The sequence below is a fragment of the Achromobacter sp. Root170 genome (assembly GCF_001428165.1).
Taxonomy (GTDB): Bacteria; Pseudomonadota; Gammaproteobacteria; order Burkholderiales; family Burkholderiaceae_B; genus Achromobacter; species Achromobacter mucicolens.
The window spans coordinates 504929-518912 of record NZ_LMHN01000001.1 but is presented as its reverse complement, the minus strand read 5'-3'; the positions used below and the strand labels follow the sequence as shown (position 1 = coordinate 518912).

The following is a 13984-nucleotide window of genomic DNA, read 5'->3' as shown; positions in this document are numbered from 1 at the left end:
AGCAGGCGTTTGCGCCCTTAGGGAATACGTCATGAGAAGGAGGGACACGCGCACGAAGCCGGCGCATGCGGGCGGAAAGACGCCGTCTTTCCGCCGCCGGCGGACATCGCGGGCCGCGGGCTCAGAAGCCCAGGCTGGCCAGCAGGTCGTCGACCTGATCCTGGCTGGTGACCACGTCGGTCTTGCCCTGCGGGTTGATCTGTGGGCCGTTGAGCAGGCTGTTGGCTTCGTCGCGGCGCTCTTGCGGCACGTTGTCCAGCAGCACCTGCAGCAGTTCGCGTTCGATGGCGCCCACCACGTCCATCATCCGCATGATGACCTGGCCCGTAAGGTCCTGGAAATCCTGCGCCATGATGATTTCCATGAGCTTGGACTGCGTCTGCTGCGTCTGCTTGGGCACGTCGGCCAGGAAGGCACGCGTGTCCTTCACCAGTTCGCGCGCTTGCGGCATTTCCAGCGGCTGGTCGTACCATTCTTGCCAGCGGCTATCCAATGCCTGCGCCGAACGGGCCATGTTGTCCTGGATCGGACCGGCCTGTTCCGTGGCGTTGAGCACGCGGTTGGCGGCCTGCTCGGTCATCTGCGCCACGTACCGCAAGCGGTCGCGGGCGTCGGGAATCGCGTTGGCGGCATCCTTGATCGCCTGGTCCAGCCCCAGCTCACGCATGCTGTCGCGCAACATGCGCGTCAGCGAGGCGATCCGATGGATCAGGTCGGGCGACTCTGTCGGGTCAACTGTTTCCGTTGAGCTCATCGCACACCTCAGCCGCCAATCTTTTCGAAGATCTTGTTCAGCTTTTCCTCCAGCGTCGCCGCGGTGAAAGGCTTGACCACGTAACCGTTGGCGCCCGCCTGTGCGGCGGCAACGATGTTTTCCTTCTTGGCTTCCGCCGTCACCATCAGCACCGGCAGCGATGCCAGCGACGCGTCGGCGCGGATCTGCTTGAGCATCTCCAGGCCGTCCAGGTTCGGCATGTTCCAGTCGGACACCACGAACTGGAAGCCGCCATTGCGCAGCTTCTCCAGGCCAATGGCGCCGTCCTCTGCCTCATCCACGTTTTCGAAACCCAGCTCCTTGAGCAGGTTGCGGATGATCCGCCGCATGGTGGGGAAGTCATCCACCACCAGAATCTTCAGGCCCTTGTCTACCATCTTTCACTCCAGAAAAAATTTGCTTGAGATCGATCGTGGCGTCAGTCCGCGTTAAACGCGGTGCCCACGGTCGCCCAGGCGAGTCAGAATGCGTTCGCTCATCGCCGACAACGGCACCACTTCACTTGCAGCCCCGATAGCGATGGCCTCGCGAGGCATGCCGAATACCACGCAGCTTGCTTCGTCCTGCGCGATCGTGTGCGCGCCCGCCCGGTGCATGGCCAGCATGCCGGTGGCGCCATCCTTGCCCATGCCCGTCAGGATCACGCCGATGGCGTTCTTGCCCGCCGCGACGGCCGCGGAGTTGAACAGCACGTCCACGGACGGACGGTGGCGATTGACCGGTTCGCTGGCTTCCAGCTCGATGACATAGTTGGCGCCGCTGCGGCCCAGGCGCATGTGCATCTCGCCGCCCGGGGCCAGGTACACGTGACCGGGCAGCACGCGCTCGCCATGCACGGCCTCGCGCACGGTCACGGCGCATAGCGCGTCCAGGCGCTGCGCGAACGACCGAGTGAAGCCGGCCGGCATGTGCTGCGTGATCAGGATCGCGGGGCTGTCCGGCGGCAACGGCTGCAGGACTTCGCGGATGGCCTCGGTGCCGCCAGTGGATGCGCCGACGATCACGAGCTTTTCCGAGCTGGACAGCGGACGGCGCAGCATGGGCGCCGGCGCGGCCTGCGCCGTATGGGGCGTCGGGGCGCGCAGCTTGGCGCGCGACGCGGCGCGGATCTTGTCGGCGATGAGTTCCGTGTATTCAAGCAGCCCGTCGCGGATGCCCAGCTTGGGCTTGGTCACGAAGTCAATCGCGCCCAATTCCAGCGCGCGCAGCGTGATTTCGCCGCCACGCTCAGTCAGCGACGACACCATCACCACCGGCATGGGGCGAAGGCGCATCAGCTTTTCCAGGAAATCCAGCCCGTCCATGCGGGGCATTTCCACGTCCAGCGTCAGCACGTCAGGGTTGTGGCGCTTGATGAGCTCGCGGGCGACCAGCGGATCGGGCGCGGTCGCAACCACTTCCATATCCGGCTGGCTGTTGATGATCTCGGTCATCAGGCCACGCACCAGCGCGGAGTCATCCACACACAAAACGCTAATTTTCTTCATCTTGTTTGCTGCCCTGGCCCGGTCAGGCCTTATTTGCGCATTCGTAGACCGTCTGCCCGCGCAGACGGAAATCGCGGCTGATGTACGTGAAGTTCTCGGAATGGCCGGCAAACAGTAGGCCGCCCGGCTTCATGAGCGGCACAAACCGCTCCAGGATCTTGGCCTGCGTCGGCTTGTCGAAATAGATCATGATGTTGCGGCAGAAGATCACGTCGAACTTCTCGGTGATCCCCCACGAGGGCGACAACAGGTTCAGCGTCTCGTAGCGCACCATCTCGGCGATCTCGGGGCGCACCCGCACGTGCCCTTCGTTCGCGCCGCGGCCCTTCAGGAAAAACCGGCGCAGGCGCTCGGTCTCCATCTTCGCGACGCGCTCGTTCGGATAGACGCCAGTGCGCGCGCGCTGCAGCACGTTGGTGTCGATGTCGGTAGCCAGCACGGTGGAACCCGCGCCCCGCGGCCCCAGGGCCTCGGTAAGCGTGATGGCGATCGAGTAAGGTTCTTCGCCCGTCGAGGCCGCGCAGCACCAGACCGAAACCGGCCCGCCGCGCTTCTTCGCGAAGTCGGCAAGGATGGGAAAGTGATGCGATTCGCGGAAAAACGCGGTCAGGTTCGTCGTGAGCGCGTTGATGAAATCTTCCCACTCCGCCGAGTCAGGCTCGTTCTCCAGGCTATCCAGATAGCTGGCGAAATCCTGCCCGCCCAGCGCACGCAGGCGGCGCGCGAGGCGGCTGTAGACCATCTCGCGCTTGTGCGTGCCCAGCGAAATGCCGGCCCGCGCGTGGATCATCTTGCGGACGCGGGAAAAGTCCGCGTCCCGAAAATCAAACTGGCGGTCCACCGGAATGGACGGCGCCGTATTCGCCGAAGTTGCCACGCGTATCCTCAGCGTCCCAGTGCAGGCGCATCGGGCGCATGCAGACGGGCGTCGTCATAGGTGGCGTGCACCGAAGACAGCCGATGCGCCGGCACTTCGATGACCTCGCCCGTGTTGATCTTGAATACGGCCACTGCTTCGGCCAGGCGTTGGGCCTGCTCCTGCAGCGAGCCGGCGGCGGCCGCGGCCTCTTCCACCAGCGCCGCGTTCTGCTGCGTCACTTCATCCATCTGCGACACCGCGCGGTTCACCTGGTCGATGCCGCTGGACTGCTCTTCGGACGCCGCAGAAATCTCGCCCATGATGTCCGTCACGCGTTTCACCGACGCCACGATTTCCTGCATCGTGGAACCGGCGCGTTCGACCTGCTGAGAACCGGCGCCCACCTTGGTCACGGAGTCCTCGATCAGGCCCTTGATTTCCTTGGCCGCCTGCGCGCTGCGCTGGGCCAGCGAGCGCACTTCGCCCGCCACCACCGCAAAGCCTTTGCCCTGCTCACCCGCGCGGGCCGCTTCCACCGCCGCGTTCAGCGCCAGGATGTTGGTCTGGAACGCGATGCCGTCAATCACCGACACAATTTCGGATATCTTGCGCGAGCTGGCAGAGATGCCTTCCATGGTGTGCACCACTTCCGACACCGCCGCGCCGCCGCGCTCGGCCACGTCCGACGCGCTGGCCGCAAGCTGGTTGGCCTGACGGGCGTTGTCCGCGTTCTGCTTGACGGTCGAGGCCAGTTCTTCCATCGAGGCAGCGGTCTCTTCCAGCGAGGCAGCCTGCTGCTCCGTCCGGCTGGACAGATCCGTGTTGCCTGCGGCGATCTCGTGCGAGCCCACGTTGATTTCGTCCACGCCACGGCGCACCGAAGCCACCGTGCGCGTCAGGCTTTCCTGCATGCGCTTGAGCGCCGCAAACAGCTGGCCGATTTCATTCGTGTTGCTGACCTCGACGCGGGCGGTCAGGTCGCCGCTGGCGATGCGGTCGAAATGATGGCCGGCTTCCTTGAGCGGCTGCAGCACGCGGCGGCGAAGGAAGACATAGGTGGCAAAGACCAGCAGCGCGGCGATGATGCCGCCGGCGCTCACCGCCATCAGCACGAACCGGTAGCGCACCTGTGCAACTTCAAATGCGTCCATCATCTTGCTGGCGCGCCAGAAATCGAAGCCTTCAACCGCGCGTGCAAAGCGGCCTTCCAGCGCGTCCTGCACTTTCTGGATCTGCGTCTGGTAGGCCGGCATGTCGGCCTTTTCCAGCGCGCCGATCAGCGGCGTGATGCCTTGCTGCAAGAGGGCCGTGTAAGAATCGTCGATTTCCTTGAGCGCCTCGGCCGCCTCGGCGGGACGCGGCAGGGTCTTGTAGAAATCGAACTCGGCCTGGCCCTTGTTCTGCGACGCCTTGGCCCGCTCCAAGAGGCCTGCGGCCTCGCTGGACAGCCCCTGCGCCAACAAGGTCGGCTGGCCGATGCTGCGCACGATGTCCGCATAGTTGGAGGACGCGGCACGGCCCAGGCCGTTCAGGGTGTCCTTGTAGCTGGACACGACGCGGCTGACGGCGTCGTCCAATTCCTGCGATTGCTTGATTTCGGCCAGCGTCCCGTTGCTGATGCGCAAAGAAAGCACGCCCAGCGCGGCACCGATCACCAACATGAATGAGAAGAACGCCAGCACCCACAACAGGCTGCTGCGTATCGTCATGTTCGCGAAAAACTTGCGCATCACAAGAACCATCCCTTGACTGCAATCGTTAAAGGAAAGCGCCACATCGCGATCAATATGGCGCCTTTACCCCGCATTCCGGCCGAACTCCGATCAGGAGGCGACCTTCTCCACCAGCGCCATTTCGTCGCTGGTCATCAGCTTTTCAATGTCCACCAGGATCAGCATCCGCTCGTCCACGGTGCCCAGACCGGTCAGGTACTCGGTCGACAGCGTGGCGCCGAACTCGGGCGCCGGACGAACCTGGCCGGCGTTCAGCATCAGCACGTCCGACACGCCGTCCACCACGATGCCCACGACACGGCGGTCAAGGTTCAGGATGATGACGACGGTTTGCTCGTTGTATTCGACGCGGCCCAGGTTGAACTTGATGCGCAGGTCGACGATCGGCACGATGATGCCGCGCAGGTTCGTCACGCCCTTGATGAAGGGCGGGACATTCGCGATACGGGTGACCGTGTCGGCGTCGTAGCCGCGGATCTCCTGCACCTTCAGGATGTCGATGCCGTATTCTTCGTCGCCCAGCGTGAAGACCAGGAATTCGCTGCCGACATCTTCATTGCGCGCGGCTTGCGCTTGCGGTTTGGCTGCCATGATTTTTAGAGCTCCATCAATTCAGAACGGCTTCGGGCTGCGACCAGCGTTCCCGGTTGGCGCGCGCGAGCGCAAATACGTCGACAATCAGGGCCACGCTGCCATCGCCAAGAATGGTGGCGGCGGAAATGCCCGGGACCTTGCGGTAATTCGATTCCAGATTCTTCACCACGACCTGGTGCTGCCCGATCAGGTGATCGACCAGCAGCGCAAAGCGGCGGTCCTCGGCCTGCATGATGACGGCGATCGCCTGGGTGGGATCGGTCTGGGCTTCGCCCACCGAGAACACCCGGTGCATCTCGACCAGCGGCAGGTATTCGCCACGCACATGCATGACGCGTTCGTTGCCGGCGACCGAGTAGATCTGGTCATTGGTGGGCTGCAGCGATTCGGTAACGTGGTTCAGCGGCAGGATGAAGGTCTCTTCACCCACGCGCACCGACATGCCGTCCAGAATGGCCAGCGTCAGCGGCAGCACGATACGCGTCGTGGTGCCGTGGCCCGGCTCGCACGACAGCTGCACGTGGCCGCCCATGTCCTGGATGTTCCGGCGCACCACATCCATGCCCACGCCGCGGCCGGAGATGTCCGTGACCTTCTCGGCGGTGGAGAAGCCGGGCGCGAAAATCAGCTGCCAGATTTCGTCGTCGGGCGAATTCTCGTTGACGGCCAGGCCCTGCGCCATGGCCTTCTTCAGGATCTTCTCGCGGTTCAGGCCGCCACCGTCGTCGCTGACTTCGATGACGATGTTGCCGCCGTTGTGTTGCGCGGACAGCACCAGTTGGCCAACCGGGTCCTTGCCCGCGGCGATCCGCTTTTCAGGCGTTTCGATGCCGTGGTCCAGGCTGTTGCGCACCAGGTGGGTCAGCGGGTCGATGATGCGTTCGATCAGGCTCTTGTCCAGCTCGGTCGCGCGGCCGTAGGTCTGCAGTTCGATCTGCTTGCCCATCTTGCCGGCAATGTCGCGCACCAGGCGCGGGAAGCGGCTGAACACGTAATCCATCGGCATCATGCGGATAGACATGACGGCTTCCTGCAGATCGCGCGCGTTGCGCTCGAGCTGCTCCATGCCGTTCAGCAGGCGATCGTGCAGCACCGGATCCAGCGTGGAGGCGGTCTGCGCCAGCATGGCCTGCGTGATGACCAGTTCGCCCACCAGGTTGATCACCTGGTCGACCTTCTCAACGCCGACGCGGATCGAAGTCGATTCCTTGTCGGCGTGCGCGGCAGCGGACGCAGCGGGACGCGCGGCGCGGGCAGCCGGGGCGCCGGCTTCAGCGGCGGCGGGTTCTGCGGCGTGCGCTTCCGGCGCTTCGGCCACGACCGGCGCTGCGGCGGGGGCCGGCTGCGCTACGGGCGCGGCGGGCGCCGCTTCGGCGGCCGCCGGTGCGGCATCGCCGCCTGCCGGCGCGGCTTCACGAGCGATGCTCAGTTGGTCGCCGTCGACGATGAAGCAGCACACGGCCTCGATGTCTTCCGGCGTGCAGGTGCTGTCCACCCACACCGTCAGCACGCCGTTGGCGCGTTCGCTTGCCTTGACGTTGCCCAGGTTGCCCATCTCTTCGAGCAGGGACGCGGCGTCCTTGTCCGACACCTTGGTGATGCGCACGCGCAGCGGCAGGCCATCCTGCGAACCGGACGCCGCGGCCGGAGCCGCCGGCTCGGCGGGCGCGGCCGGCGCGGGCTGGGGCGCCTGCTGCACTGGGGCGGGCGCCGGAGCCGGCGCGGCGGCCGGCGCAGCGGGCGCGGGTGCAGCAGCGGCTGCGGCAGGATCCTTATGCTCCAGCGCAAGCTGCCTCAATACGGCGCAAATACGCTCAAACACGGCGTCATCGGGCTCTTCGGAGGCCCGATAGGCGTCCAGTTGGCTTTTGAGCACGTCTTTCGTTTCCAAGAAAATATCAATCATGTCCGTGCGCAGCGCCATTTCGCCACGCCGGATCGCGTCCAGAAGGTTCTCAAGCAGATGGGTCGTGCCCGCCAGCTGGTTGAAACAGCCGAACGTCGCCGCACCACCCTTGATCGAATGCGCCGCGCGAAAAATGGCGTTGAGCTGCTCGATGTCGGGCGAGCCCACATCGAGCTCGAGCAACAGCTGCTCCATCTGCGCAAGCAGTTCGTCCGCCTCGTCGAAAAAGGTCTCGTAAAACTGACTGAGGTCCAAACCAGAACTCATGACCCGTACGCCTTTCTAAATGAACCTGCTACGCGCCGGCCTGCTCGTCGAGCAGCTCGGTCGCCAATTCCACCAGCACATCGGGATCCACCGGCTTGGAAAGCCAGCCGCAAACGCCCAGATCCCGGGCTGCCATCTTGCTGTCCACGTCGTCCTCGGTGGTCAGCACCAGCACCGGCACATCCATGTACCGGTCCTCTTCGCGCAACCCCTGGATCAACTCCAGACCGCCCTTCACAGGCATGTTCCAGTCGCTGACGACCAGGTCCACCGGGTTGGCCATCGCCACCTCGAGCGCTTCCTGGCCATTGCAGGCCGTCAACACCTTCCAGCCTGCGCCGGTCAGCGTCGCCTGAACGATCATCCGCATGGTCGTGGAATCGTCCGCCACGAGTATCGTTGCCGTCATTGCTGTCGAACCCCTTCAGCGGGCGGGGTGTTCACCGCCTCGCCCTGCTTGGTTGCCGTTGCGGCCTTGCTGGCGGCTTGCACCGCCTGCACGGCCGTCCCCACCTCGCGCGCATCCTTGGCGCTCAAATCCGCGGCTGCGGCGTTCTCGCTCTCGATGCGCTTCTGGGTGCTTTGGTTGAGCACCACCAGGCTGATGCGTCTATTAACGGCTGCATACGGATCATCTTTAACCAGACTCATGCTGGAAGACAGACCCTGGATGCGCATGACCTTGCTTTCGTTCATGCCGCCCGCCACCAGTTCCTGGCGCGAGGCGTTCGCCCGGTCGGCCGAAAGCTCCCAGTTGCTGTAGGCTCGCTCGCCGCGCGCATACTGCGACGCGTCGGTGTGACCCGAGATGCTGACCTTGTTGGGCAGTTCATTGAGCACCGGCCCCAGCTCGCGCAGGATGTCGCGCATGTACGGCTGCACTTCGGCGCGGCCGGTCGCGAACATCGGGCGGTTCTGGTTGTCGATGATCTGGATGCGCAGGCCTTCGGTCGTCAGGTCGATGAGCAGCTGCGGCCGGAAGGATTTCAGGACGGGGCTGGTCTCGATGACGTTCTCGAGGCGCTTCTTGAGGTTTTCCAGGCGATGCTGCTCGCGGCGCTCGGCGTCGCCCATGGGCTGGGATTCGACCCGGTTGCCCTGGCCGCGGCGGACGTCGCCTTCGCTGCGCAACGGATCCTGCCCGCCGCCCGGCACGGCGCTGGTTTCCGCCGAGCTGCTGGGCCCGCCCGTGATGGCGACGCGCAGCGGCATGCGGAAGTATTCCGCGATCCCCTTGAGTTCTTCCTTCGGCACGATGCTGACCAGCCACATCACCAGGAAGAACGCCATCATCGCCGTAATGAAGTCGGCGTACGCGATCTTCCAGCTGCCCCCGTGGTGCCCGCCGCCCTTGACCTTCTTGCGGCGGATCACCACACGGTGATTATTTACCGTGCTCATGGCCCGCTCCGTCAGGCCTTGCCGGTCGACTTGGTCTGGCGCACGTGCTCTTCCAGCTCACCGAAGGTGGGCCGGACCGCCGAGAACAGCACCTTGCGGCCGAATTCCACCGCAAGCTGAGGCGGATAGCCGTTCATGCTGGCCAGCAGCGTCGTCTTGATGCACTCAAGCACCTTCATGGCCTCGTCCGTGCGGCGCTCCACGCGGGAGGCCAGCGGACCGACGAAACCATAAGCCAGCAAAATACCCAGGAACGTGCCGACCATGGCCTTGGAGATCAGGTCGCCCAGGATGGCGGGCGGCTGGTCCACGGCCGCCAGCGCCTTGATCACGCCCAGCACTGCGGCCACGATACCGAACGCGGGCAAGCCGTCGGCCATCTGCTGCAGCGCATGAGCCGGCACTTCGCGCTCGTGGCGGTAGGTTTCGATTTCCTCGTCCATGAGCGTCTCGATTTCAAACGAGCTCATGTTGCCGCTGATCATGATGCGCAGGTAGTCCGTGATGAACTCCATGAGCTTCTCGTCTTTGGCGATGCGGGGATATTCGCTGAAGATCGGGCTGGAGCCCGGATCCTCGATGTGCGATTCGATGGCCATCAGGCCTTCGCGGCGCGCCTTGTTCAGCAATACATACAGGAGCGCCATCAGCTCCATGTAGACGTCCTTGCCGTAGCGCGAGCTCTTGAGCGCGTCGGGGAGCGCCTTCTTGACCAGCATCAGCGACTTCTTGCTGTTGCCCGCCAGGAAAGCCCCGAACGCCGCGCCGAAGATCAGCGTCAGCTCGAAGGGCTGGTAGAGCGCGCCCATGTGCCCGCCCAGCGCTATGAAGCTGCCGACGACCGACACGATCACCACAAGAAAACCGATAACAATCAACACAACGGGCCCCTGCCAACGAAGTCTATAACTTGCGTCAATGATCCCCTGTCCCCCCTGCCCCAAAAAGGCGGGTTAGGGGGTGTTTTCCAGGGCTTTTGATGTATTTGGACGCCCGATCAGGTCGGAGCGGCGGTCGCAATGGGGGCTGCACGGGTGCCGGCACGTGCCTTGGCCGCCGCGCGCGTCTTGCCCGCGCGGGGTGGCGGACGGCAGATGGCACACACAAAATCCGATTGGGGATCATGGGCATGGGCAATGAAATGGCCGCCACACTGCCGGCACGCAGAAAGCTGCAGCATGCCGCTGTCGAAGAATCGCACCAGCATCCACGCCCGGGTAAAGCTCAGGACGGGCTCAGCATCCGCGGCTTCCTGCCCCGCGTTTTCGAGATACAGACGATACGCGTCGATGGTGGCGCGTATGCCTTTGCTGGTGGTGCGCGTATTCAGAAACGAATACACGTTATAGAAGAGAGAGGAATGGATATTCGGCAGCCAGGTCATGAACCAGTCGACCGAAAAAGGCAGCATGCCCTTGGGTGGCGAGCAGCCGCGGATCTCGCGATACAGGCGGGCGAGGCGATCGTGGCTGAGGCTGGTTTCAGCCTCAAGCACCTGGAGGCGCGCGCCCAGCGTAATCATGGAGCTGGCAAGCAGGATGTCGTCCGCTTCCTGGGAAACGCTCTTGGAGGCCATGACAGGTGTGTCCGAGTGGGGATTCGCGGGCCGTCAGGCCAGTTCTTCGACAGGCTGCTTGGCGAGCAGGATGGTGGCGTGGGCTTGTTGCAGCGCACCACCCAATACATCATGGGTCAGCGCCGACAGCAGGCTGTAATCATCGAAACGGAAGCGGCACAGCAGCGAGCTGGAGCTGGCCAGTTTTACCAGTTGCGCCGGCGAAAGGCGCATGAGAATGTCAGCGACTTCATTGCTGAACCCCAGGCGGAACATCGATGCGGCATAGTCATCACGCAACATCCGCTGAGCCAGTAACAAATATGACAGATTCACTTCGCGAATATCTGCCAGCAAAGAATTTTCTACTTGTTGCACGCCGTACTCCCTATCCCTATCCCACCCGAGGGGCTTGATTACTCATAGCGCAGGCAACGTGTGTTACCTGTCCGCTCGCTGCATCCTGTTTTAATGCGAAATGTATCATTTGTTCGCAATTTAAGTAAAATTTACCACAGGTCATGTCATTTTCTATGACTTATATGACAAATCTTTGTTGATGTTGCGCAACGTGCCTTTCTAGACACACCTTGACATACAAGTTCGTGACAAATTTTGGTCAATTTGCCAAATAAGCATTCAAAACGTTGCGTACTTCCTGAAATGAACGGCCGCCCATTGCCGACAATGCCATCTTGACGATTCCCTAGATTCGCCCGCATTACCGTAGCCGCGCTTGTCGACAATGTCGCAAATTGACAACATCGACCGCGCTTCACGATCGACTCCGCCAGAATTCCCGCAATGCCCCACGCAGATGACAGCCTGGTCGAATATGCGCCGCTAGTTCGGAAGCTGGCCCTGCAATTGCTCGCCCGTTTACCCGCCAGCGTCGAACTCGACGACCTGATACAGGCCGGCATGATCGGCCTGCTCGACGCCGTCCGCCGTTACCAGGAAACCGCGGACGCTCAGTTCGAGACCTACGCCACGACGCGCATTCGCGGCGCGATGCTCGATGAGCTTCGCGGCCAGGACTGGCTGCCGCGCAGCGTGCGCACGAAAGCCCGCAAGATCGAACAGGCGATCCAGTTTTTGGAACAGCGTTTGATGCGCGCGCCGACTGAAGCCGAGATCGCCAAGCAGCTAGAACTGCCGCTGGACGAATACCAGACGCTGCTGCACGACGCGCAAGGCGTGCAGATCGTTCACTATGAAGACTTCACCACCGAGCCCGATTCGGCATCGGGTCAGGCGGACTGGTCCGCCACGTTGAATCACGGCGCGCCCAGCGGCAATCCGCTGGACTCGCTATTGGCCGGCGACTTCCGGCAGGCCTTGGTTCACGCCATCGACGCCCTGCCCGACCGCGAAAAGCTGTTGCTGTCGCTGTGTTACGAGCAAGGGCTGAACCTGAAGGAAATCGGCGCGATCATGAATGTGACCGAGGCGCGGGTGTGCCAATTGAGGTCGCAGGCGACGGCGCGGATACGCGCAAGGTTGAAAGATCAGGCCTGGCAGGAATTGCCGCAGGAAGGGCAGATCGCGCAGATCATCTGATTTTCCCGGCCGCGGAATCGGGGCGATTTTCAGCCGGCACGGATTCAGGGGGAAAATCGGACCTTGTTCATGCCTTCCGGGTCGCAACGGGGCTGCTAGCCTTTCGGTCTAGCCCACAAACTTGTGCGCCGCGAACCGCGAGAGCCTCGCAGTGCACCACGACCCTCCCGGAATTTCGCCATGAGCGCACCCGACCGCTTGACGCAGGCCATTTCTGACGCCTACGACGAAACCCCCTATCTTTCCCTGCCGTTTTCCTACACGGCGCCCGGCAGCCTGCGCGCCGTGGCGCATCTGTATGGCATTTCCGCACCTGAATTGAATCGCGCGCGCGTGCTGGAACTCGGCTGCGCGGCGGGGGGCAATCTGCTGCCGTTCGCGATAGCGTATCCCGACGCCCGCGCGGTCGGCGTCGACCTGTCGCCCCAGCAGATCGAAGCGGGCCAGCGCGCGGCAGAGGCCGCCGGCGCACGCAATCTCGATCTGCACGCCATGAGCCTGACGGACATCACGCCCGAGTTCGGCACGTTCGACTACATCATCTGCCACGGCGTCTTCAGCTGGGTGCCGCCGGAAGTGCGCGACGCGATTCTGCGCATCTGCAGGGAGAACCTCGCGCCCGAGGGCATCGCCTATATCAGTTACAACACCTACCCGGGCTGGAAGGCGTCGGATGTCCTTCGCGACGCCATGATGCTCAACAGTTTCGGGGCGCAAACGCCGCAAGAAAAGGTGGCGCGCGCCAAGGACATGCTGAACCTGATTGAAAACGGCCTTTGGGAAAATAATCCCTTGCAGTCGGCGCTGCGGCATTCCGCCCAGCAGTTGCGGGGGCAAAGCGACCACTACCTGCTTCACGAATACCTGGAAGCCGTCAACACGCCCTGCTATTTCCTGGAGTTTGCCGCCGCAGCCCAGCAGGCCGGCTTGGCCTACCTGACGGATGCCGAACCGCAATTGTCCTTTCCCTCGACGTATGGCTCTCGGGTTGCGCTGGGCCTGAATGGGCTGGCAGTGAACGCCGGCCGCGAGATGCGCGAACAGTATCTGGACTTCGCCATCGGCCGCTCGTTCCGCAAGAGCCTGCTGATTCACGCCGAGCGGGCCGGCGCAATCCTTGAGCAGCCGGAGGGCAGCGCTTTCACAGGCATGCACCTGGCGGCCGACCTGCGCCTGCAGGCCGGCGCCGCGGCGCCTGCGCAGCAACGGCAGTACCTCACGGCGCGGGGCGCGACACTGACGTCGCACGACCCGATTGCGCATACGCTGATGGACCTGCTGGGCCAGTCCTGGCCGCAGTCGGTGTCGTTCGAAGCCATCCGCGAGGCCGCGAGCAAGCATGCACCCGCCGCCACGCAGGACGAGATGACAGCAGCGTTGCTGGCCCATGTCATCGCGCTGGTGCAGTCGAATGCGCTGCACTACCGCCTTGAGCCTGCGCAATACCAGGCCCCGCAATCCAAACCGTCGCTCATCGCGGGCGTCCTTGATCTGCTGCCCGAAGCCACCCGCCAGAACACACAGGTCAGCCTGCACAATCTTTGGCACCAGGGCGTGACGCCGCCGACCGATCCGCTGAGCCGGCACATCATGACCCTGATGGACGGATCCCGAAGCGCGACCGAGCTGCGCAGCGCCGTGCGTGATGCGTTGACGACCGGAAAGCATCCGCATCCGAATGGCCAATCGTATAAGGGCGCCCGCAATCTGGAGCCCGTCGCCCAGGAATTCTTGAATTCCCTTCTGGCTGAACTGCGCCGCAGCGGCCTGTTGCTGAACTGAGTGCCGTGCCCCCTGCCGGCTCGCCCATAGGGCGCCGGCAGGAAAACCAGGCGTCCATCGGCCAA

The 13984-nt window shown here is 63.5% G+C and carries 14 protein-coding genes; 2 read left to right on the top strand and 12 right to left on the bottom strand.

Features of this window, described 5'->3' with window-relative positions; translation table 11 throughout:
* Window positions 1-121: 121 nt before the first annotated feature.
* From cheZ to flhD, 12 genes are all read right to left on the bottom strand, one after another.
* Window positions 122-754, bottom strand: a complete 633-nt coding sequence (gene cheZ / locus ASD87_RS02305) for a protein phosphatase CheZ (protein ID WP_056316587.1) — start codon at window positions 752-754, stop codon at window positions 122-124.
* Between the two features lie 8 nt (window positions 755-762).
* Window positions 763-1152 carry a chemotaxis response regulator CheY gene (gene cheY / locus ASD87_RS02300; RefSeq protein ID WP_056316584.1) on the bottom strand — a complete coding sequence of 130 codons (390 nt, stop codon included), beginning with the start codon at window positions 1150-1152 and terminating at the stop codon, window positions 763-765.
* Window positions 1153-1203: 51 nt separating this feature from the next.
* The gene (locus tag ASD87_RS02295) at window positions 1204-2262 is read right to left on the bottom strand and encodes a chemotaxis response regulator protein-glutamate methylesterase (RefSeq protein WP_056316581.1); all 1059 of its coding nucleotides are present in this window, start codon (window positions 2260-2262) and stop codon (window positions 1204-1206) included.
* A 22-nt stretch (window positions 2263-2284) separates the two neighbouring features.
* On the bottom strand, window positions 2285-3139 hold the full coding sequence (locus tag ASD87_RS02290; protein ID WP_056316578.1) for a CheR family methyltransferase: 855 nt from the start codon (window positions 3137-3139) through the stop codon (window positions 2285-2287).
* Window positions 3140-3147: 8 nt separating this feature from the next.
* The gene (locus ASD87_RS02285) at window positions 3148-4851 is read right to left on the bottom strand and encodes a methyl-accepting chemotaxis protein (protein WP_056318666.1); all 1704 of its coding nucleotides are present in this window, start codon (window positions 4849-4851) and stop codon (window positions 3148-3150) included.
* A 93-nt stretch (window positions 4852-4944) separates the two neighbouring features.
* Complete coding sequence (cheW, locus tag ASD87_RS02280) at window positions 4945-5445, bottom strand: chemotaxis protein CheW (RefSeq protein WP_056316575.1); 501 nt, start codon at window positions 5443-5445, stop codon at window positions 4945-4947.
* Between the two features lie 16 nt (window positions 5446-5461).
* Complete coding sequence (gene cheA / locus ASD87_RS02275; RefSeq protein WP_056316571.1) at window positions 5462-7621, bottom strand: chemotaxis protein CheA; 2160 nt, start codon at window positions 7619-7621, stop codon at window positions 5462-5464.
* A 28-nt stretch (window positions 7622-7649) separates the two neighbouring features.
* Window positions 7650-8030 carry a response regulator gene (locus tag ASD87_RS02270; protein WP_056316568.1) on the bottom strand — a complete coding sequence of 127 codons (381 nt, stop codon included), beginning with the start codon at window positions 8028-8030 and terminating at the stop codon, window positions 7650-7652.
* Complete coding sequence (gene motB / locus ASD87_RS02265; RefSeq protein WP_056316565.1) at window positions 8027-9022, bottom strand: flagellar motor protein MotB; 996 nt, start codon at window positions 9020-9022, stop codon at window positions 8027-8029. The genes ASD87_RS02270 and motB overlap by 4 nt, the downstream gene beginning before the upstream one ends.
* Before the next feature lie 11 nt (window positions 9023-9033).
* Window positions 9034-9903 (bottom strand): flagellar motor stator protein MotA, encoded by an 870-nt coding sequence (gene motA, locus ASD87_RS02260; protein WP_056316562.1) that lies wholly within the window; start codon window positions 9901-9903, stop codon window positions 9034-9036.
* Window positions 9904-10019: 116 nt separating this feature from the next.
* On the bottom strand, window positions 10020-10598 hold the full coding sequence (flhC, locus tag ASD87_RS02255; protein WP_056316560.1) for a flagellar transcriptional regulator FlhC: 579 nt from the start codon (window positions 10596-10598) through the stop codon (window positions 10020-10022).
* Between the two features lie 33 nt (window positions 10599-10631).
* Window positions 10632-10955 carry a flagellar transcriptional regulator FlhD gene (gene flhD / locus ASD87_RS02250; protein ID WP_006219025.1) on the bottom strand — a complete coding sequence of 108 codons (324 nt, stop codon included), beginning with the start codon at window positions 10953-10955 and terminating at the stop codon, window positions 10632-10634.
* Window positions 10956-11381: 426 nt separating this feature from the next.
* Between flhD and ASD87_RS02245 the strand changes: the two genes are divergently transcribed.
* Together ASD87_RS02245 and ASD87_RS02240 are read left to right on the top strand one after the other, a co-directional pair.
* Window positions 11382-12137 carry an RNA polymerase sigma factor FliA gene (locus ASD87_RS02245; RefSeq protein ID WP_056316558.1) on the top strand — a complete coding sequence of 252 codons (756 nt, stop codon included), beginning with the start codon at window positions 11382-11384 and terminating at the stop codon, window positions 12135-12137.
* Between the two features lie 180 nt (window positions 12138-12317).
* Window positions 12318-13919, top strand: a complete 1602-nt coding sequence (locus tag ASD87_RS02240; protein ID WP_056316555.1) for a methyltransferase regulatory domain-containing protein — start codon at window positions 12318-12320, stop codon at window positions 13917-13919.
* Window positions 13920-13984: the final 65 nt, after the last annotated feature.